18 protein-coding genes are annotated in these 17,912 nt (G+C 67.4%); 9 read left to right on the plus strand and 9 right to left on the minus strand.

The window, feature by feature from the left end:
- Positions 1-23 precede the first annotated feature (23 nt).
- On the plus strand, positions 24-986 hold the full coding sequence (locus tag ABID97_RS19430; protein WP_354400095.1) for a LysR family transcriptional regulator: 963 nt from the start codon (positions 24-26) through the stop codon (positions 984-986).
- On the opposite strand, the gene ABID97_RS19435 is transcribed toward ABID97_RS19430, so the two are convergent.
- Positions 910-1,548 (minus strand): 3-oxoacid CoA-transferase subunit B, encoded by a 639-nt coding sequence (locus ABID97_RS19435; protein ID WP_354400097.1) that lies wholly within the window; start codon positions 1,546-1,548, stop codon positions 910-912. The two genes, ABID97_RS19430 and ABID97_RS19435, sit on opposite strands and share 77 nt — an antisense overlap.
- A gap of 1 nt (position 1,549) precedes the next feature.
- Positions 1,550-2,353: a CoA transferase subunit A gene (locus tag ABID97_RS19440; protein WP_354400099.1), complete on the minus strand. Its 804-nt coding sequence runs from the start codon at positions 2,351-2,353 to the stop codon at positions 1,550-1,552.
- A gap of 105 nt (positions 2,354-2,458) precedes the next feature.
- On the opposite strand from ABID97_RS19440, the gene ABID97_RS19445 reads away from it, so the two are divergent.
- Positions 2,459-3,025 carry a LuxR C-terminal-related transcriptional regulator gene (locus tag ABID97_RS19445; RefSeq protein WP_354400101.1) on the plus strand — a complete coding sequence of 189 codons (567 nt, stop codon included), beginning with the start codon at positions 2,459-2,461 and terminating at the stop codon, positions 3,023-3,025.
- A gap of 23 nt (positions 3,026-3,048) precedes the next feature.
- Here ABID97_RS19445 and ABID97_RS19450 read toward each other — a convergent pair whose 3' ends face one another.
- From ABID97_RS19450 to ABID97_RS19465, 4 genes are read right to left on the minus strand one after another with little or no spacing between them, the layout of a single operon-like run.
- On the minus strand, positions 3,049-4,026 hold the full coding sequence (locus ABID97_RS19450) for a Bug family tripartite tricarboxylate transporter substrate binding protein (RefSeq protein ID WP_354400103.1): 978 nt from the start codon (positions 4,024-4,026) through the stop codon (positions 3,049-3,051).
- 46 nt (positions 4,027-4,072) lie between these two features.
- Positions 4,073-4,453 (minus strand): VOC family protein, encoded by a 381-nt coding sequence (locus ABID97_RS19455; protein WP_354400105.1) that lies wholly within the window; start codon positions 4,451-4,453, stop codon positions 4,073-4,075.
- Complete coding sequence (locus tag ABID97_RS19460) at positions 4,450-5,433, minus strand: hydroxymethylglutaryl-CoA lyase (protein WP_354400107.1); 984 nt, start codon at positions 5,431-5,433, stop codon at positions 4,450-4,452. The genes ABID97_RS19455 and ABID97_RS19460 overlap by 4 nt, the downstream gene beginning before the upstream one ends.
- Positions 5,430-6,605, minus strand: a complete 1,176-nt coding sequence (locus ABID97_RS19465; RefSeq protein ID WP_354400109.1) for a CaiB/BaiF CoA transferase family protein — start codon at positions 6,603-6,605, stop codon at positions 5,430-5,432. Before ABID97_RS19465 ends, ABID97_RS19460 begins: the two co-directional genes overlap by 4 nt.
- Positions 6,606-6,717: 112 nt before the next feature.
- On the opposite strand from ABID97_RS19465, the gene ABID97_RS19470 reads away from it, so the two are divergent.
- Positions 6,718-7,629 (plus strand): LysR family transcriptional regulator, encoded by a 912-nt coding sequence (locus tag ABID97_RS19470; RefSeq protein ID WP_354400111.1) that lies wholly within the window; start codon positions 6,718-6,720, stop codon positions 7,627-7,629.
- Between the two features lie 13 nt (positions 7,630-7,642).
- On the opposite strand, the gene ABID97_RS19475 is transcribed toward ABID97_RS19470, so the two are convergent.
- Both ABID97_RS19475 and ABID97_RS19480 read right to left on the minus strand, forming a co-directional pair.
- Positions 7,643-8,203: an NADPH-dependent FMN reductase gene (locus ABID97_RS19475; RefSeq protein WP_354400113.1), complete on the minus strand. Its 561-nt coding sequence runs from the start codon at positions 8,201-8,203 to the stop codon at positions 7,643-7,645.
- Positions 8,204-8,261: 58 nt separating this feature from the next.
- Positions 8,262-9,206 carry a LysR family transcriptional regulator gene (locus ABID97_RS19480; RefSeq protein WP_354400115.1) on the minus strand — a complete coding sequence of 315 codons (945 nt, stop codon included), beginning with the start codon at positions 9,204-9,206 and terminating at the stop codon, positions 8,262-8,264.
- A gap of 105 nt (positions 9,207-9,311) precedes the next feature.
- Here ABID97_RS19480 and ABID97_RS19485 point away from each other — a divergent pair, with 105 nt between their 5' ends.
- The 3 genes from ABID97_RS19485 (at position 9,312) to ABID97_RS19495 (ending at position 13,649) form a co-directional block, all read left to right on the plus strand.
- Positions 9,312-10,820: a CoA-acylating methylmalonate-semialdehyde dehydrogenase gene (locus ABID97_RS19485; protein ID WP_354400117.1), complete on the plus strand. Its 1,509-nt coding sequence runs from the start codon at positions 9,312-9,314 to the stop codon at positions 10,818-10,820.
- Between the two features lie 144 nt (positions 10,821-10,964).
- Entirely contained in the window at positions 10,965-11,810 is an 846-nt protein-coding gene (locus ABID97_RS19490; RefSeq protein WP_354400119.1) for a class I SAM-dependent methyltransferase, read from the plus strand.
- A gap of 240 nt (positions 11,811-12,050) precedes the next feature.
- Positions 12,051-13,649 carry an OpgD/OpgG family glucan biosynthesis protein gene (locus tag ABID97_RS19495; RefSeq protein ID WP_354400121.1) on the plus strand — a complete coding sequence of 533 codons (1,599 nt, stop codon included), beginning with the start codon at positions 12,051-12,053 and terminating at the stop codon, positions 13,647-13,649.
- Here the strand turns inward: ABID97_RS19495 and ABID97_RS19500 are convergent, their stop codons facing one another.
- On the minus strand, positions 13,650-14,069 hold the full coding sequence (locus tag ABID97_RS19500) for an FKBP-type peptidyl-prolyl cis-trans isomerase (protein WP_354400123.1): 420 nt from the start codon (positions 14,067-14,069) through the stop codon (positions 13,650-13,652).
- 104 nt (positions 14,070-14,173) lie between these two features.
- Here ABID97_RS19500 and eat point away from each other — a divergent pair, with 104 nt between their 5' ends.
- The 3 genes from eat to eutC are packed head-to-tail and all read left to right on the plus strand — an operon-like array spanning position 14,174 to position 17,794.
- Positions 14,174-15,595, plus strand: coding sequence for an ethanolamine permease (eat, locus tag ABID97_RS19505; protein ID WP_354400125.1), 1,422 nt, complete (start codon positions 14,174-14,176; stop codon positions 15,593-15,595).
- A 13-nt stretch (positions 15,596-15,608) separates the two neighbouring features.
- Positions 15,609-17,003, plus strand: a complete 1,395-nt coding sequence (locus tag ABID97_RS19510) for an ethanolamine ammonia-lyase subunit EutB (protein WP_354400127.1) — start codon at positions 15,609-15,611, stop codon at positions 17,001-17,003.
- Positions 17,000-17,794, plus strand: a complete 795-nt coding sequence (gene eutC, locus ABID97_RS19515; RefSeq protein WP_354400129.1) for an ethanolamine ammonia-lyase subunit EutC — start codon at positions 17,000-17,002, stop codon at positions 17,792-17,794. The genes ABID97_RS19510 and eutC overlap by 4 nt, the downstream gene beginning before the upstream one ends.
- The last annotated feature ends 118 nt before the right edge of the window (positions 17,795-17,912 follow it).

The raw sequence follows: 17,912 nt of genomic DNA on the forward strand, positions 1-17,912 counted from the left end.
GTCTGCCAAGGAGACGCATGCACATGGACTGGGACAACCTTCGCTACTTTCTGGAGCTGGCCCGCTCAGGCACGCTGATGAGCGCGGCGCGCCGGCTCGAGGTCGACCACACCACGGTGGCGCGGCGCATCCAGGCGCTCGAAAAGGAAGTGGGCGCGCCGCTTTTCTCGCGCGAGGCGGGCGGCCACCGGCTCACCGAGGCGGGCCGCAAGCTGCAGCCGCAGGTCGAGGCGATGGAAAGCGCGTTCCGGGCGGTGGAGAGCACCGCGCCGGCCTCGCAGGAGGGTCTGTCGGGGCTGATCCGCATCGGTGCCACCGAAGGCTTCGGCACCGTGGTGCTGGCGCCGCAGCTCGCACGCTTTGCGCAGCAGCACCCCAAGCTCACCATCGACCTGCTGGCGATGCCGCGGCTGGTGCACCTGTCGCGGCGCGAGGCCGACATCGTGATCTCGCTGGAACGCCCCGCGCGCGGCGCCGTGGTCGTCACCAAGCTCACCGACTACACGCTGCGGCTCTATGCGTCGAAGCAGTACCTCGCCGCGCACAAGCCCATCGCGACGCGCGAAGACCTGCGCGGCCACACCTTCATCAGCTACGTGGACGACCTGCTCTTCAGCAAGGAGCTGCAATATCTCGACGAACTGCACCGCCCCGATGCCTTTGCGCTGCGCAGCACCAGCGTGCTCGCGCAGCACCAGGCCGTGGCCGCGGGCGCCGGCATTGCGGTGCTGCCGGCCTTCGTGGCCGAGCGGGATGCGGCCCTGCGCCCGGTGCTGGAAGGCCAGGCGAATTTCACGCGCACCTTCTGGATGTCGATGCCGGCGGAGACCAAGCACCTGGTGCGGATGCAGGCTGTGTGGAACTTCCTGCGCGAGACGGCGCAGGCGCAGCGTGGACTGCTGCTGCCGACTACTGGATCAGCTGCGCCCCCGTCTTCGCCTGCAGCGCATCGAAGCTCACGCCCGGCGCAAGCTCGACCACCTTGAGGCCTTCGGGCACCACGTCCATCACGGCCAGGTCGGTGATGATGCGGTCGACCACGCCCACGCCGGTGAGCGGCAGCGAGCACTTCTCGAGGATCTTGAGGTCCTCGGTGCCGTCCTTCTTCTTCGCGACGTGCTCCATCAGCACGATGACGCGCTTCACGCCGGCCACCAGGTCCATGGCGCCGCCCATGCCCTTGACCATCTTGCCGGGGATCATCCAGTTGGCGAGGTCGCCTTTCACGCTGACCTGCATCGCGCCGAGGATCGAGAGGTTGATCTTGCCGCCGCGGATCATCGCGAAGCTGTCGTGGCTGCCGAAGATGGCCGAGCCGGGGATGGTGGTCACGGTCTGCTTGCCGGCGTTGATCAGGTCGGCATCGACCTGGTCCTCGGTCGGGAACGGGCCGATGCCGAGCATGCCGTTCTCGCTTTGCAGCCACACTTCCTTGTCGCCGACGAAGTTGGCCACCAGCGTGGGAATGCCGATGCCCAGGTTCACGTAGAAGCCGTCTTCGAGCTCTTGCGCCGCACGCGCGGCCATTTGGTCTTGGGTCCAGGGCATCTCAGGCTCCTTTGTTGTTCTTGACGGTGGAAGGCACTTCGCTGCCGGCGGCGGCCTGCGCGATGGCGGCCTGCGCCTCGACCTTGGCGGCTGCGGCGTCGGTGGGTGCGGCCGCGCTCACGGTGCGTTTCTCGATGCGCTTCTCGGGCTTGGCGTTCAGCACGATGCGGTGCACGTAGATGCCCGGCAGGTGGATGTCGTCAGGGGCCAGCTCGCCCACTTCGACGATCTTCTCGACCTCGACGATGCAGATCTTGCCGGCCATGGCGGCGGCGGGATTGAAGTTGCGCGCCGTGAGGCGGAAGCGCAGGTTGCCCGACTTGTCGGCCACGTCGGCCTTGACCAGTGCCACGTCGGGCACCAGCGAGCGTTCCATCACGTAGGTTTCGCCGTCGAATTCGCGCAGTTCCTTGCCCTCGGCCACCTGCGTGCCGACACCGGTCTTGGTGAAGAAGGCCGGGATGCCCGCGCCGCCTGCGCGCAGCTTCTCGGCCAGCGTGCCCTGCGGCGTGAATTCCAGCGCGAGTTCGCCTGCGAGGTACTGGCGCTCGAACTCCTTGTTCTCGCCGACGTACGACGCGATCATCTTCTTGATCTGCCGCGTCTCGAGCAGCTTGCCGAGGCCGAAGCCATCGACGCCCGCGTTGTTCGAGATGACGGTGAGGTTCTGCACGCCGGAGTCCTTGAGCGCGTCGATCAGCGCCTCGGGAATGCCGCACAGGCCGAAGCCGCCGACCGCGAGCGTCTGCCCGTCGGCCACGACCCCCTTGAGTGCCGCGTCTGCGGAGGGATAAATCTTGTTCACTCGGGCTCCTTGATGGATGGGTGGAGAGTTGGCGAAAGCGTTGCGAAAGAGCCTTGAACGATACTACGTAGTCGCATACGTAGTATTTCGTAATGGTGACCCCCGATGCACGAGATCGATTACCGGCTGGCCTTTGAGCATGCACCCGTCGGCATGGTGGTTTCGCGCAACCGCACCATCGTGGCCTGCAACGAGCGGGTGTGCGAGATCTTCGGTGCAACGCCCTCGGCGCTGGTCGGGCATTCTTTCAGCATTCTCTACCCGAGCGTGGTCGAGTTCGAGCGCATCGGCAAGCGCATGGAGCCGTTCCTCAACGCCAGCGGCCGCTATGCCGACAACCGCATGATGAAGCGCCTGGGTGGGCTGCACGGCGCCATGGCCGGCGAAACCTTCTGGTGCCACGTCACCGGCCATGCCATGAACCGCGCCGCGCCGCACGAGGCCGGCATCTGGACCTTCGAAGACCTGGGATCGCGCCGCGCCGTGAAGGCCGAGCTCACGCCGCGCGAGCGCGAGGTGGCGGCGCAGGTGATGCGCGGGCTCACGTCCAAGGAGATCGGCAAGGCCCTGGGCATCAGCCACCGCACGGTGGAACTGCACCGCGCGCGGCTGATGCGCAAGTATGCGGCGGCGACCACGGCGGAGCTGGTGCAGAAGCTCATCGCGGGCTGACCGCGCCTCGGCCGCAAAACCGCTCAATCCGGCTTGATGTCCGCCGCCTTGATCACCTTCGCCCAGGCCGCCAGTTCCTGGTCGACGAACTTGCCCAGCGCCGCGGGGTCCATGTAGGTCGCGAAGGCGCCCTGCTCGTCCACCTTCTTGCGGAACGATTCGCTCTCGACGATCTTCCTGATCTCGGCGCTGAGCTTGTTGACCACCTCGGGCGGCGTCTTGGCCGGTGCGAACACCGCGAACCACGATTCCACCTCGTAGCCCGCGAGGCCCGCCTCGGCCGCGGTGGGCACGTCGGGCATCGACGGGTGGCGCTTGCTGCCGGTGTACGCCAGCGCCTTGATGCGCCCGCCAGCAAAGTGGCCGATCACCGAAGGCGGCGTGGTGATGAACATGTCGACGTTGCCGGCGATCAGGTCGTTGATGGCGGGGCCGGAGCCCTTGTAGGGCACGTGCGTCATCGGCTGCCTGGCCTGCCGCGACAGCAACTCGCCCGCGATGTGCTGGATGGAGCCGTTGCCGGACGAGGCGTAGAACAGGCCGCCCTCCTTCTTCTTCTTGCCGTATTCGATCAGCTCCTTCAGGGAGGCGACCGGCAGCTTGCCGCTCACCGCGACGACGTGCGGCGCGCGCATCACCAGCGCCACGGGCACGAAGTCCTTGGTCGGGTTCCACTTGATCTGCGGAAAGAGCGCGGGGTTGCCGACGTGGTAGCCCGAGTACTGCATCAGCAGCGTGTAGCCATCGGGTGCGGCGCGCGCGACGGCCTCGGTGCCGATGTTGCCGCTGGCGCCGGGCTTGTTGTCGACCACGATCGGCTGGCCGAGTGCGCGCTGCAGCGGGTCGGCCACCATGCGCGCCATGATGTCGGTGGACCCCGCCGGCGCGGTGGGCACGATGAAGGTGATCGGCTTGGAGGGCCAGGTGTCGGCGCTGGCCGAGGTGGCTGCCAATGCAAGGCCGAGGCTAGCGGCCGAGAGAAGGTGTCGGGTGGGTTTCATGGTCTTGTCTCCGATGTTTTTACAGGGTTGGCGCTCCGGCGGGCGTTCAGGCCGCCAGCTCGGATATCTCGATGAGATTCAGGTCGGGGTCGCGCACATAGACGGAACGGATGCGCGAGGTGGCACCGGTTCGCATCACCGGGCCTTCGAGGATCGGCACGCCCTTGTCATGCAGCCGCGCGATCACGTCCTCGAGCGGCACGCTCGCGATGAAGCACAGGTCCAGCGAGCCGGGTGTGGGCAACTGCGCCTTGGGCTCGAACTCGGCGCCCTTCACGTGCAGGTTGATCTTCTGGCTGCCGAAGCGAAAGGCCTTGCGGCCCGGGCCGAAGGTTTCCAGCGCCATGCCCATCACGCCGGTGTAGAAGCGCACGCAGGCCTCTTCGTCGGTGGTGGTGAGCACCAGGTGGTCCAGGTGGCCGATCATGCGTGCAGCTCCTTGCCGCGGCGCGCATGCGCGCGCGCCGCGATGTCGTTGAAATCCACCGGCGGCGCATGCCGCGTGAGCCGGTGGCCGGCGCGGGATACCTGGCCCGGCAGGCCGTGCTGCACCAGGGCTTCGAGCGCCGATGCGGCGTCGACCAGCCCCTGAAGATCCATGCCGGTGTCGTAGCCCATGCACTGCAGCATGTGCACCACATCCTCGGTGGCCACGTTGCCCGTGGCACCGGGTGCGTAGGGACAGCCGCCGATGCCGCCCAGCGACATGTCCAGCCGCTCGATGCCCGCTTCGACCGCGGCCACCGTGTTCGCCAGCCCCATGCCGCGCGTGTTGTGGAAGTGCGCCGTCCATTGCATCGCGGGGTGCCTTGCCAGCACCGCTTCGCAAACGGCCTGCACCTGGGTGGGAAAAGCCATGCCCGTGGTGTCGCACAGCGTGATGCCCTGCACCTGCAGCACGGCGAAGCGGTCGATCCATTCGAGTACCGCGGCCAGCGGCACCTCGCCTTCCATCGGGCAGCCGAAGACGCAGGAGAGCGAGACGTTCACGGGCACGCCGGCCCGCTTTGCCAGGGCGATGACCTCGGCCAGCTGCGCGAAGGACTGCTCGCGGGTCATGCGCAGGTTGCCGAGGTTGTGGGTTTCGCTCACCGACATGACGATGTTGAATTCGCCGATGCGGCTTTCCAGCGCGCGTTCGGCCCCGCGCAGGTTCGGTACCAGCGCGGTATAGATCACGCCGGGCCGGCGCGCGATGCGCTGCATCACTTCCTCGCCATCGCGCAGCGCCGGAATCGCCTTGGCCGAAGTGAACGAGGTCACCTCGATCTTCGAGTAGCCGAGCGTGCCCAAACGATCTATGAGCGCGATCTTGTCGTCGGTCGGAATGAAGCGGCTCTCCATCTGGAAGCCGTCGCGCGTGGCCACTTCGTTGATGAAGAGCCGCTTGCCGTGGCCGGCCTTCATACGGCCTCGCTTTCTTCGGTGCGGCGCGCCGGCCAGCCCGCATCCTGCAGGTCGCCGGTGTGTTCGCCGAGCCGCGGCGCGGGACGCGCGATGCGCCCCGGCGTGGCGCTGAGCTTGGGCACCACGCCGGGCACCTTGAGCATCTCTCCATCGGCGGTGGTCGTCTCCACGATCATCTGCCGCGCCAGGTACTGCGGATCGGCCGCGATGTCGGCCACCGAATAGATGCGCCCGACCGGCACGCCGGCGGCGTCGAGCACCGCCAGCACCTCGTCGCGGCTGCGCTGCAGCGTCCAGGCTTCGATGGCGGCATCGATCTCTTCCACGCGCCGCACGCGGCCGTCGTTGTGCACCAGCCCGGGGTCGTTCTCCAGGTCCGTGCGTTCGATGGCCCGCATCAGGCGGCGGAAGATGCTGTCGCCATTGCCCGCCACCAGCACGTGGTGGCCGTCGAGGCACTTGTAGGCGTTGCTGGGCGCGATGCCCGGCAGCGCGCTGCCTGCGCGCTCGCGCACCACGCCGAACGCGTCATACTCGGGCAGCAGGCTCTCCATCACGTTGAAGACCGACTCGTAGAGCGCCACGTCGATGAACTGCCCTTCCCCGCCATGGGCCGTGCGGTGGTGCAACGCCGTCAGCACGCCGATCACGCCGTGCAGCGCGGCCAGCGTGTCGCCGAGCGAGACGCCCACGCGCACCGGCACCCGGCCGGGCTCGCCGCTCAGGTGGCGCAGCCCGCCCATCGACTCGCCGAGCACGCCGAAGCCCGGCTTGTCGCGGTAGGGTCCGGTCTGCCCGTAGCCCGAGATGCGCAGCATGATGAGCCGCGGGTTGAGCGCATGCAGCCGCTCCCAGCCCAGGCCCCAGCCTTCGAGCGTGCCGGGCTTGAAATTCTCGATCAGCACGTCGGCCTCGAGCGCCAGCGTGCGCACCGCCTCCTGGCCTTCGGGGCTGCGCAGGTCCAGGCACACCGAGCGCTTGTTGCGCGACTGCACCTCCCACCACACCGAAGTGCCTTCGCGCAGCAGCCGCCACTTGCGCAGCGGATCGCCGACGCCCGCGGGTTCGACCTTGATCACGTCGGCGCCGAACTCCGCCAGCGTCTTGCCCGCGAACGGGCCCGCGATGAGCTGGCCGAGCTCCAGCACCTTGAGGCCTTCGAGTGCATTCATGTCTGCGTGTCTCCTGTGGAATGCCCTCACTCTATGAACGAAGCGCGACGAGCGGAATTGCTTTGATTGCAGGGGCCCTTCGCAAAACGCGAAGGGTTTCTAGAATGGCCGCATGGCCGCTCCCATCAACCCCGCGCGCATCGACTTCGTCACGCTGCGCCTGTTCTGCGCCGTGGCCCAGTCGGGCAGCATCACCAAGGGGGCGGAGGCCTGCCACCTCGCGCTCTCGGCCGCGAGCCGGCGGCTGTCCGATTTCGAGGCCGCCACCGGATCGAAGCTGATGGAGCGCAGCTCCCAGGGCATTGCGCTCACGCCCGCCGGCCACGTGGCCGTGCAGCATGCGATGCGGCTCTTCCAGGGCTTCGAGCAGTTCAGCAACGAACTCGGCGACTACTCCAGCGGCGTGCGCGGCCATGTGCGGCTGTGGGCCAACATGTCGGCGCTCACCGAGTTCCTGCCGGCCACGCTGGCCGCGTTCCTGGGCCAGCACCCGGACATCCGCGTCGAGGTCGAGGAACAGTTGAGCGGCGACATCGTGCGCGCGCTGGTCGACGGGCTGGCCGACGTGGGCGTGTTCGCCGAGAACACGCCGGCCTACGGGCTCGACGTGGCGCCGTTCCAGACCGACGAGCTGGTGGTGCTGTGCGCGCGCCAGCACCCGCTGGCGCGCACGCGCCGGACGGATTTCAAGAGCTGCCTTGCACACGAGTTCGTGGGCCTGAACCGCAGCAGTTCGCTGCTGGAGCTCACTTCACGCGCGGCGGAGCAGGCCGGCATCCCGATGCGCCTGCGCGTGCAGGTGCGCAGCTTCGATGCGATGTGCCACATGATCGCGGCCAACCTGGGCATCGGCGTGGTGCCGCTCGCGGCCTGCAAGGCGCAGGTGAGCGCGCTCGGGCTCAAGGTGGTGCGGCTCAAGGACGCATGGGCCGTCCGCCGGCTGCTGATGGCCACCAAGACCGGCGAAACCCTGTCGCCGGCGGCGCAGCTGCTGGTGGCGCAGCTGCTCGCATCGTCGACCTGAAGCGAAGCGCGCTTCAGGCCATTCGCTTGACCGAAGCGATCCACTTCTCGAACGATTTCATCTGGTCGCCGACGAACTTGCGGGTGGTCTCGTCGGTGCAGTTGCCTTCCGCATCGAACTTGCCGCCCGCGCCGCCGATGAAGATCTCGGGCTTCACCAGTACCATGGCGTTCACGAACAGCATCACGCGGCGCAGGTCGTACTGCACGCGCGCGCCACCCAGCGGCCCCGGGGCCGCCGAGAGAATGGCCACGGGCTTGTTGGCGAAGGGCTGGTCTTCGCCGCGGCTGACCCAGTCGATCACGTTCTTGAACACGCCGGGGATCGAGAAGTTGTATTCGGGCGTGGCAATGAGCAGCCCGTCGGCACGGCGGATCCGCTCGCGCAGTGCCTGCACCGAGTGCGGATATCCCTGGGCCATGAGGTCGGCGTCGAACGGCGGCACCTCGCGCCATTCGACCACCTCCATGTGCATGGAATCGGGCATCAGCGAACCGGCGAGCCTGAGTGCCGCGCGGTTGACCGAAGCGCTGCGAAGGCTGCCGCAGAGGCCGACGATGTCGAGTGTGCTCATTGCTTTTCCTTGTCCTGTTGTCGTTGAGAGTGTGTGAAGCGGGCCGCGGCGCGTGGCGTCACGGCAGCTGGAATCCGGACTTGAGAGTGTCCCTCAAGTGGCTCACGAAGAGATTGACCGCGCGCGGTATGTGCAGCGAATAGGGCCGTATGGCGTAGATCTGGTCGGCGAAGGCGCCTGTGGGCTGCCAGTCGGGCAGCACCTCGACCAGCTTGCCCGCCTGCAGCGCCGACTGCGCGCTGAAGTCGGGCAGCAAGGCGATGCCCAGGCCGGCCTGGGCGGCGTCGCGCAAGGCTTCGCTGTTGTTGGCCGCCAGCGGACCGGCGATGGGCACGGTGACCCGTTCCGCCAAGCGTGCCCGTCCGGTGCGGCGCTCGAACGACCACACGTTGGTTTCCTGCCCGCGCGGGTAGTGCAGGCAATCGTGCTCGGCCAGCATGGGCGGTGCCAGCGGCGTGCCCTTGCGGCGCAGGTAGGCGCGGCTGGCCACCAGGACCGTTCGCGTGTCGCACAGCCGCCAGGCCACGTGCGTATCGGGCGGCGATGCCGCATGCCGAACCGCCAGGTCGAAGCCTTCGGTGGCCAGCGAACTCAGCCGATCGGAGAGCTCCATCTCGACGCGGATCGACGGATGCGCCAGCAGGAATTCGGCCAGCCTGGGCAGCAGTTGCTGTCGCCCCAATGCGACCGGCGCGGTGACACGGATCAGTCCACGCGGTTCGCCGGCCTGGTCCTGCGCCTGAAGGAAGCTGTGGGCGATCTGCTCGAAGGGATCGCGGGTCTGGTCGACCAGTTGCTGGCCCGCCTCGGTCAGCCGCATGCTGCGCGTGGTGCGGCGCACCAGGGTGACGCCCACCGCGCGTTCCAGCTCGGCGATGCGCTGGCTCATGGCGGCCTTGCTCACGCCCAGGCGCGCGGCGGCGGCGGTGTAGCTGCCCTGCTGGCCGAGCACGATCAGCCAGTGCAGGTGGGCCCAGAGAGATTCGGCTTTTTGCAGATCCATGGCCGCATTGTTCACCATGGCGAACAAACAGTTCAATTTCCAGGCCTAGGCAGGGGGTCTTCCCTTGCCTAGACTTTGGCCATCCTTTCATCCTTGGCGGTATCCATGACCCAGCAGATTGCCCATTTCATCGGCGGCCAGCACGCCGCCGGCGGTTCCACCCGCACGCAGGACGTCACCAACCCGGCGACCGGCAAGGTCACGGGCAAGGTGGTGCTCGCCGCCGCGGCCGACGTCGATGCCGCCGTGGCCGCCGCACAGGCCGCGTTCCCTAAGTGGGCCGACACGCCGCCGATCCGCCGCGCCCGCGTGATGTTCAAGTTTCTCGAGTTGCTCAACCTGCACAAGGACGAGCTCGCGCACATGATCACCGCCGAGCACGGCAAGGTGTTCACCGACGCGCAAGGCGAAGTCAGCCGCGGCATCGACATCGTCGAGTTCGCCTGCGGCATTCCGCAGCTGCTCAAGGGCGACTTCACCGACCAGGTTTCCACCGGCATCGACAACTGGACGCTGCGTCAGCCGCTCGGCGTGGTGGCGGGCATCACGCCTTTCAACTTCCCGGTGATGGTGCCCATGTGGATGTTCCCGGTGGCCATTGCCGCGGGCAACACCTTCATTCTCAAGCCCAGCCCGACCGACCCGACCCCGTCGCTGCGCATGGCCGAACTGCTGAAGGAAGCGGGCCTGCCCGACGGCGTGTTCAACGTGGTGCAGGGCGACAAGGCCGCGGTCGACGCACTGCTCGAGCACCCCGACGTCAAGGCCGTGAGCTTCGTGGGCTCGACGCCAATTGCCAACTACATCTATGAAACCGGCGCCCGCCACGGCAAGCGCGTGCAGGCGCTCGGCGGCGCGAAGAACCACATGGTGGTGATGCCCGACGCGGACATCGACCAGACGGTGGATGCACTCATCGGTGCGGGCTACGGCTCCGCTGGCGAACGCTGCATGGCGATCAGCGTGGCGGTGCTGGTGGGCGACGTGGCGGACAAGATCATCCCCAAGCTGGTCGAGCGCACCCGTACGCTCCAGGTGCTCGACGGCGAGAACCTCGCGGCCGAGATGGGCCCGATCGTCACGCGCGCGGCGCATGAACGCATCATGGGCTACATCGCCCAGGGCGAGAAGGAAGGCGCGAAGCTCCTGGTCGACGGCCGGCAGTTCGACGGCGGCAAGGCCGGCGAGGGTTGCGGCGACGGCTTCTGGATGGGCGGCACGCTGTTCGACCACGTCACGCCCGAGATGCGCATCTACAAGGAAGAGATCTTCGGCCCGGTGCTCTCCTGCGTGCGCGTGGCCAGCTTCAAGGATGCGGTCGACCTGGTCAACGACCACGAGTTCGGCAACGGGGTGAGCTGCTTCACGCGCGACGGCAACGTGGCGCGCGAGTTCAGCCGGCGCATCCAGGTGGGCATGGTCGGCATCAACGTGCCCATCCCCGTGCCCATGGCATGGCACAGCTTCGGCGGCTGGAAGCGCTCGCTGTTCGGCGACATGCATGCCTACGGTGAGGAAGGCGTGCGCTTCTACACCAAGCAGAAGTCGATCATGCAGCGCTGGCCCGAGAGCATCGGCAAGGGCGCCGAGTTCGTGATGCCCACTGCGAAGTAAGCGGCGAGCGCCGGCGGCGACGGGTGCCGCCGGGCGCCGCCGGAAAACACGGTCGTTCACGCACGCACACGGAGTTAACGAAAAGCTGACTTGCCCCGCGATGCGGGAGCAGCCAGACTTGCGCATGACCCTGTGCCTGCGCCCATGACAACAAGCAAGAAGCCCGCGCGCCACCTGTCCGCCGTTCCCTCCACCTTGCGGATTCCGCTGGCTGCGCGCGCCTCGGGCGACGCGATGTTTCCGCACATGGCCGTGCGGGATGCATACGCCGCGTCGATTCTCGAAAAGATTCGCGACGACGGCCGCGCCCTGCCCGAGGACCGCACCACCATCTACAGCATCCTGAGCCGCACCCGGCGCTTCTGTGCGCTTGCGCAGCGGTTCCTGGAGCAGCACCCGGGGGCACGCGTGGTGAACATGGGCTGCGGCCTGAGCCATTATTTCCAGTGGCTCGACGACGGCCAGTGCCGCATGACGGACGCCGACCTGCCCGAAGTGCTTGCGCTGCGCCGCGAACTCATTCCCGAGACCAACAACCGGCACGATGTGCGCGCCCTCGACCTCACGTCGCCCCACTGGTGGGATCGGCTCGACCTGCCCCGAACGCGCGAGGATCGACCGGTCTTTCTCTTTGCCGAAGGCGTGCTGATGTACCTGGAGCCGCCGCAGGTGCAGGCCGTGCTCGCCACCTTCGGCGAGCGCGCGCCCGCGGGTTCGGTGCTGGCCTTCGATGCGATGTGCTGGCTCGGGGTGGGCCGCGCGTCGCAGCATCCGTCGGTACGGGCCACCGGCGCGGAGTTTCGATGGGGGCTGCGCAGATCCACGGAACTGACGCAAGGCCATCCGCGCCTGCATCTCGACAGCACCTACCGGGTGCTCCAAGGCATCGGCCTGGCCTATACCGTGTTCGCGCCGCTGGTGCTGATGATGCTGGGCGTGCCGCTCTATGCCGTCTATGCGCTGCGCGCAGCGGACAAGGCCGATACATAAACGCACAAATTTCTCTTCGCGGGCTCATTTCCCGGCGTTGTCCGGCCCGGAGTGCGCGGGTTGGCTGACGCAAGACGGGCCCCTGCCAAGGCATGCTCGGCGCTCTCTGCGCGGAAATCCTGGCGCGGGCTGCGCTAGGATCGTTTTCTTCGAAGCACACGCAGCCGTGATGCCGCGCCATCCGGTGCATTCCTTGCGTCTCCCAACGTATTCCCAAGACTCGCAACCCTCAAGAAACACATGCTTGATCGCCGATCCTTCCTTGCCGCAGGTGGTGCCGCCGCCGCACTCGCCGCCCTTGGACTGCCTGAAGAGGCGTTGGCCGCCAACGGCCTGCAGCTGAGCCAGCCTGCGCCCTTCTCGTTCGACCGGCTCGTGGCCCAGGCCAAGCGCCTGGCATCGCAGCCCTATGCCGCCGCCGCTCCGCTCGCGCCCGACGTGCTCGAGCGCATCGACTACGACGCCCACGGCAAGATCAAGTTCGACCCCGTCAACGCGCTCTTCCGCGATGGGCCCGGCGCCTTTCCCGTCACCTTCTTCCACCTCGGCCGCTTCTTCCAGACGCCGGTGCGCATGCACGTGCTCGAGAATTCCGACGGCGACGCGTTTGCGCGCGAGGTGCTCTACAGCCCTTCATATTTTTCGATGCCGCCCGACAGCCCGGCGCGTGCGCTGCCGCCCGGCGCGGGCTTTGCAGGCTTCCGCCTGCAAGAGAGCCGGCTGGGCGACCAGGCCAAGCTCGACTGGCAGAAGAACGACTGGGTCGCGTTCCTCGGTGCGTCATATTTCCGCGCCATCGGCGAGCTGTACCAGTACGGCCTGTCGGCGCGCGGCCTTGCGCTCGACGTGGCCGTGCCCGACAAGCCCGAGGAGTTTCCGACCTTCACGCGCTACTACTTCGAGACGCCGGCCGCCACCAACACGACTTCGATGACGGTCTACGCGCTGCTCGAGGGGCCGAGTGTCACGGGCGTGTTCAAGTTCGTGATGCAGCGCGGCAAGGCGGTGATCATGGACATCGATTCGCGCCTCTTCCTGCGCCGCGACGTGTCGCGCCTCGGGCTGGTGCCGCTCACCTCGATGTACTGGTACTCGGAGACCATCAAGCCCACCGCCATCGACTGGCGGCCCGAGGTGCACGACTCCGACGGCCTCGCGATCTGGAACGGCGCGGGCGAACGCATCTGGCGTCCGCTCAACAACCCGACGCAAACGCGCGCCTCGGCTTTCGCCGACACCAAGCCGCGCGGCTTCGGGCTGCTGCAGCGCGACCGCGCCTTCGACCACTACCAGGACGGCGTCAACTACGAGAAGCGCCCGAGCCTCTGGATCGAGCCGCTGGGCGATTGGGGCGAAGGCTCGGTGCAGCTGATCGAGATACCGACGGACGACGAGATCCACGACAACACCGTGGCCTTCTGGGTGCCCAAGGCCGATGCCAAGGCGGGCGCGAGCTACAGCCTGCAGTACCGCCTGCACTGGACCGACCAGGAGCCCTTTCCGTCACCGCTCGCGCGCTGCGTGGCCACGCGCATCGGCCGCGGCGGACAGCCGGGCCAGCCGCGTCCGCCGGGCGTGCGCAAGTTCATGGTCGAGTTCGTCGGCCAGCCGCTCACCACCGTGCCCTTCGGCGTGAAGCCCGAGCTGGTGCTGACCGCGCCGCGCGGCAAGTTCTCCTACATCTTTGCCGAGGCCGTGCCCAACGGCGTGCCGGGCCACTGGCGTGCGCAGTTCGACTACACGCCCGAAGGCAACGAGCCCGTCGACATGCGGCTCTACCTGAAGACCGGCGACAAGACGCTCACCGAGACCTGGCTGTACCAGTACCAGCCGGGTTGATCAGCGCTTCTTCACCGACACCAGCTCGACCTCGAAGTTGAGCGTCGCGTTGGGCGGGATGACGCCCCCCGCGCCGCGCGCACCGTAGGCAATGGCCGGCGGGCAGGTCAGCTTGGCTTTGCCGCCCGGCTTCATCTTCTGCACGCCTTCGGTCCAGCACGGGATCACGCCGTTGAGCGGAAACTCGGTCGGCTCGCCGCGGCTGTAGGAACTGTCGAATTCCTTGCCGCTCTCGGGAAAGGTGCCGCGGTAGTGCACCTTGACCACGTCGGTCGCCGCGGGCGATGCGCCGGTGCCTTCCTTCAGCGACTGGTAGACGAGGCCGCTCGGCGTGGTGACGGGCGCGGATTGGGCCCATGCGGCGGACACCGCGCACAGCGACAGGAAAGCGGCACAGAAGACAGACGAAGAAGACTTCACTGGAATACCTCGGAGGATGGGGAAAGCAATGATTATGGCGAGCGTGGAACAGCCCTTGCTTTGCAGCATGTGCACTGTCAACATCCGCAAAAAGAGGAAGCTCCATGCACTCCATCGAAGCCACCCCGGCCGCACTCGCCGTTCCGGCCGGCACCGGCCACCTCAAGAAGGTGCTCGGCCCCATCCAGCTCTGGGGCATTGCGGTGGGCCTGGTCATATCGGGTGAATACTTTGGTTGGAGCTACGGCTGGAACACGGCCGGCACGCTGGGCTTCCTGGTTGCCACGGTGCTGGTGGCCACCATGTACACCACGTTCATCTTCAGCTTCACCGAGCTCTCGACCGCCATCCCGCATGCGGGCGGACCCTTCGCCTATGCGCGGCGCGCCTTCGGGCCCACCGGCGGCTTCGTGGCGGGATTTGCCACGCTGGTCGAATTCGTCTTTGCGCCGCCGGCCATCGCGCTGGCCATCGGCGCTTATCTCAACGTGCAGTTTCCGGGCATCAACCCGAAGTGGTTCGCGCTGGGTGCCTACGTGATCTTCATCGGGCTCAACTGGATCGGCGTCGGCATCGCGGCGGCGTTCGAGCTCTTCGTGACGGTGCTCGCCATTTTCGAACTGCTGGTCTTCATGGGCGTGGTCACGCCGGGCTGGACGATGGCCAACTTCGTCGCCAACGGCTGGGCCGGCGGCAGCGTGCTGAACGGCGCAGCCATCTCGGGCATCTTCGCGTCGATTCCGTTCGCCATCTGGTTCTTCCTGGCCATCGAGGGCGCGGCCATGGCGGCCGAAGAAGCACGCGACCCGCACCGCACCATTCCCATCGCCTACACCACCGGCATCGTCACTCTGGTGGTGCTGGCCTTCGGCGTGATGATCTTCGCGGGCGGCGTGGGCGACTGGCGCAAGCTCGCCAACATCAACGACCCGCTGCCGCAGGCCATGAAGGCAGTGGTGGGCGACAACAGCGGCTGGCTGCACATGCTGGTGTGGATCGGCCTCTTCGGGCTGATTGCCTCGTTCCACGGGATCATCATGGGCTATTCGCGCCAGATTTTCGCGCTGGCGCGCGCGGGCTACCTGCCGCGCTACTTTGCCGGCCTGAGCCCGCGCTTCGACACGCCGCACCGCGCATTGGTGGCCGGCGGCGTGATCGGCGTGGTGGCCATCTTCAGCGATGAGTGGGTGCAGTTCGGCGGCCAGACGCTCACCGCCAACATCGTGACCATGGCGGTGCTCGGCGCCATCGTCATGTACCTGATCTCGATGGCGGCGCTCTTCAAGCTGCGCAAGAGCGAGCCGGATCTGCTGCGCACCTACCGCGCGCCGTTCTACCCGGTGTTTCCGGCCATCGCGCTCGGGTTGGGCATTGTCTGCCTTGGCGCCATGGTGTGGTTCAACGCCATGCTCACGCTGCTTTTCATCGTGCTGATGGCGGCGGCGTACGGCTACTTTCTCCTGACGTCCGCGCAGCGCAAGGCGGCGGCGCCCGACGAGATGCTGTCCTCGACCCCCATCGCATGAAGAAAAAGGAAAGATGCGCTACCGCACCACCATCGCCGGCCAGGTCTTCGCCTTCGAAGACCTGAAGCAGGTCATGGCCGTGGCCAGCCCGGCGCGTTCGGGCGACTACCTGGCGGAGATCGGCGCGGCCACCGCGCAGCAGCGCATGGCCGCGCGCCACGTGCTGGCGGAGACGCCGCTCAAGCAGTTCCTGACCGAGGCGCTGATTCCCTACGAGAGCGACAACATCACGCGGCTCATCATCGACAGCCATGACGCCGAGGCTTTCGCACCGGTGTCGCACCTCACGGTGGGCGACTTCCGCAACTGGCTGCTGTCGGAACAGGCGTCCACCGAGGCGCTGGCCGCGCTGGCACCGGGCCTCACGCCAGAGATGGTGGCGGCCGCGTCGAAGCTCATGCGCAACCAGGACCTGGTCTCGGTCGCCAGGAAGTGCAGCGTGGTCACGCGGTTCCGCGACACCATCGGCCTGCCCGGGCACCTGGCCGTGCGGCTGCAGCCCAACCACCCGACCGACGACCTGCGCGGCGTGGCGGCCTCCACGCTCGACGGCCTGCTTTACGGCGCGGGCGATGCGGTGATCGGGCTCAACCCGGTATCCGACAGTATGCAGGTGCTGGGCCGGCTGCTGCACATGCTGGACGAAGTGATCCAGCGCTTCGAGATTCCCACGCAAAGCTGCGTGCTGACGCATGTGACCAACACGCTCAAGCTCGCCGAGGCCGGCGCGCCGGTGGACCTGGTGTTCCAGTCGATCGCGGGCACAGAGAAGGCGAATCTGTCGTTCGGCATCACGCCCGAGCTGCTCGACGAGGCCTATGCCGCGGCGCTGGCGCTGAACCGCGGCACCGTCGGCAACAACGTGATGTACTTCGAGACCGGCCAGGGCAGCGCGCTCTCCGCCAACGCCAACTTCGGTGTCGACCAGCAGACCTGCGAGGTGCGCGCCTATGCGCTGGCGCGCCGCTACAAGCCGCTGCTCATCAACACGGTGGTCGGCTTCATCGGGCCCGAGTATCTTTTCGATGGCAAGCAGATCATCCGCGCCGGGCTCGAAGACCATTGCTGCGGCAAGCTGCTGGGGCTGCCCCTCGGCTGCGACATCTGCTACACCAACCATGCCGAGGCCGACCAGGACGACATGGACAACCTGCTCGTGCTGCTCGGCACCGCGGGCATCAACTTCATCATGGGTGTTCCGGGTGCCGACGACGTGATGCTGAACTACCAGAGCACCTCGTTCCACGACGCGCTGTTCCTGCGGCAGACGCTGGGCCTGAAACGCGCACCCGAATTCGAGGGCTGGCTACAACGGATGCAGATTACCGATGCGGCCGGTCAACTCGCACCGCCCTCGGCCAACCGCCTGCTGGCAGATATGAGCGGGCTCACCGCATTCGGGAAATGAGCAACGGCAACAACGACTCCGTCACGCCGAACCCCTGGGCGCAATGGCGTGTGGCCACGCCCGCGCGCCTGGCGCTCGGCCGCGCCGGTGCGGGCATGCCGACCGACGAGACGCTGCGCTTCGGCTGGGCCCACGCCATGGCGCGCGACGCCATCCATGCGGCGCTCGACGTCGACGCGCTCGAAGCCCCGCTGCAGGCACAGCACTGGCAGGTGATGCGGGCGCGCAGCCGCGCCGAGGACCGCACCACCTACCTGCGCCGCCCCGACCTCGGGCGCCAGCTCGATCCCGCCGACGCGGAGCGCCTGCGCGCGGCGGCGAGCCCCGGTTGCGACGTCTGCCTCGTGATCGGCGACGGCCTGTCCTCGCTCGCCGTCGCGCGCCATGCCGCGCCCCTGCTGGCGGCGCTGCGCTCGCAGTTGCCGGCCGAGACGCGCTTCGGTCCCGTCGTCATTGCCACGCAGGCACGCGTGGCGCTGGCCGACGAGGTCGGCGAACTGTTCGGCGCCACGCTTTCGGTCATGCTGATCGGCGAACGTCCGGGCCTCAGCTCGCCCGACAGCCTGGGCATCTACCTCACCCATTCGCCCCGGCGTGGCCGGCACGATGCCGAGCGCAACTGCATCTCCAACGTGCGCCCCGAAGGCCTGCCCTGCGAAGCCGCCGCGTTCAAGCTGGCGTGGCTGATGCGGGAGGCGCTGCAACGGGGACTGACCGGCGTCGGGCTCAAGGACGAGAGCGATCTCGCGGTGCTCGAGACGGGCCGGTCGGCGCCTTCCCTGCCAGGGTAGCCGGCTTTTCTTTCATCAAATTAGTCAATAGAATGGTTGTTAACCGGTTTAACAGCCATTTTATTGATGCCAAGAAGCGGCAACAGCCTTTCCGCCCTGCCCCAGCAGACCACTGAGC

Origin of the sequence: Variovorax sp. OAS795, assembly GCF_040546685.1 — a bacterium.
Classification (GTDB): Bacteria; Pseudomonadota; Gammaproteobacteria; order Burkholderiales; family Burkholderiaceae_C; genus Variovorax.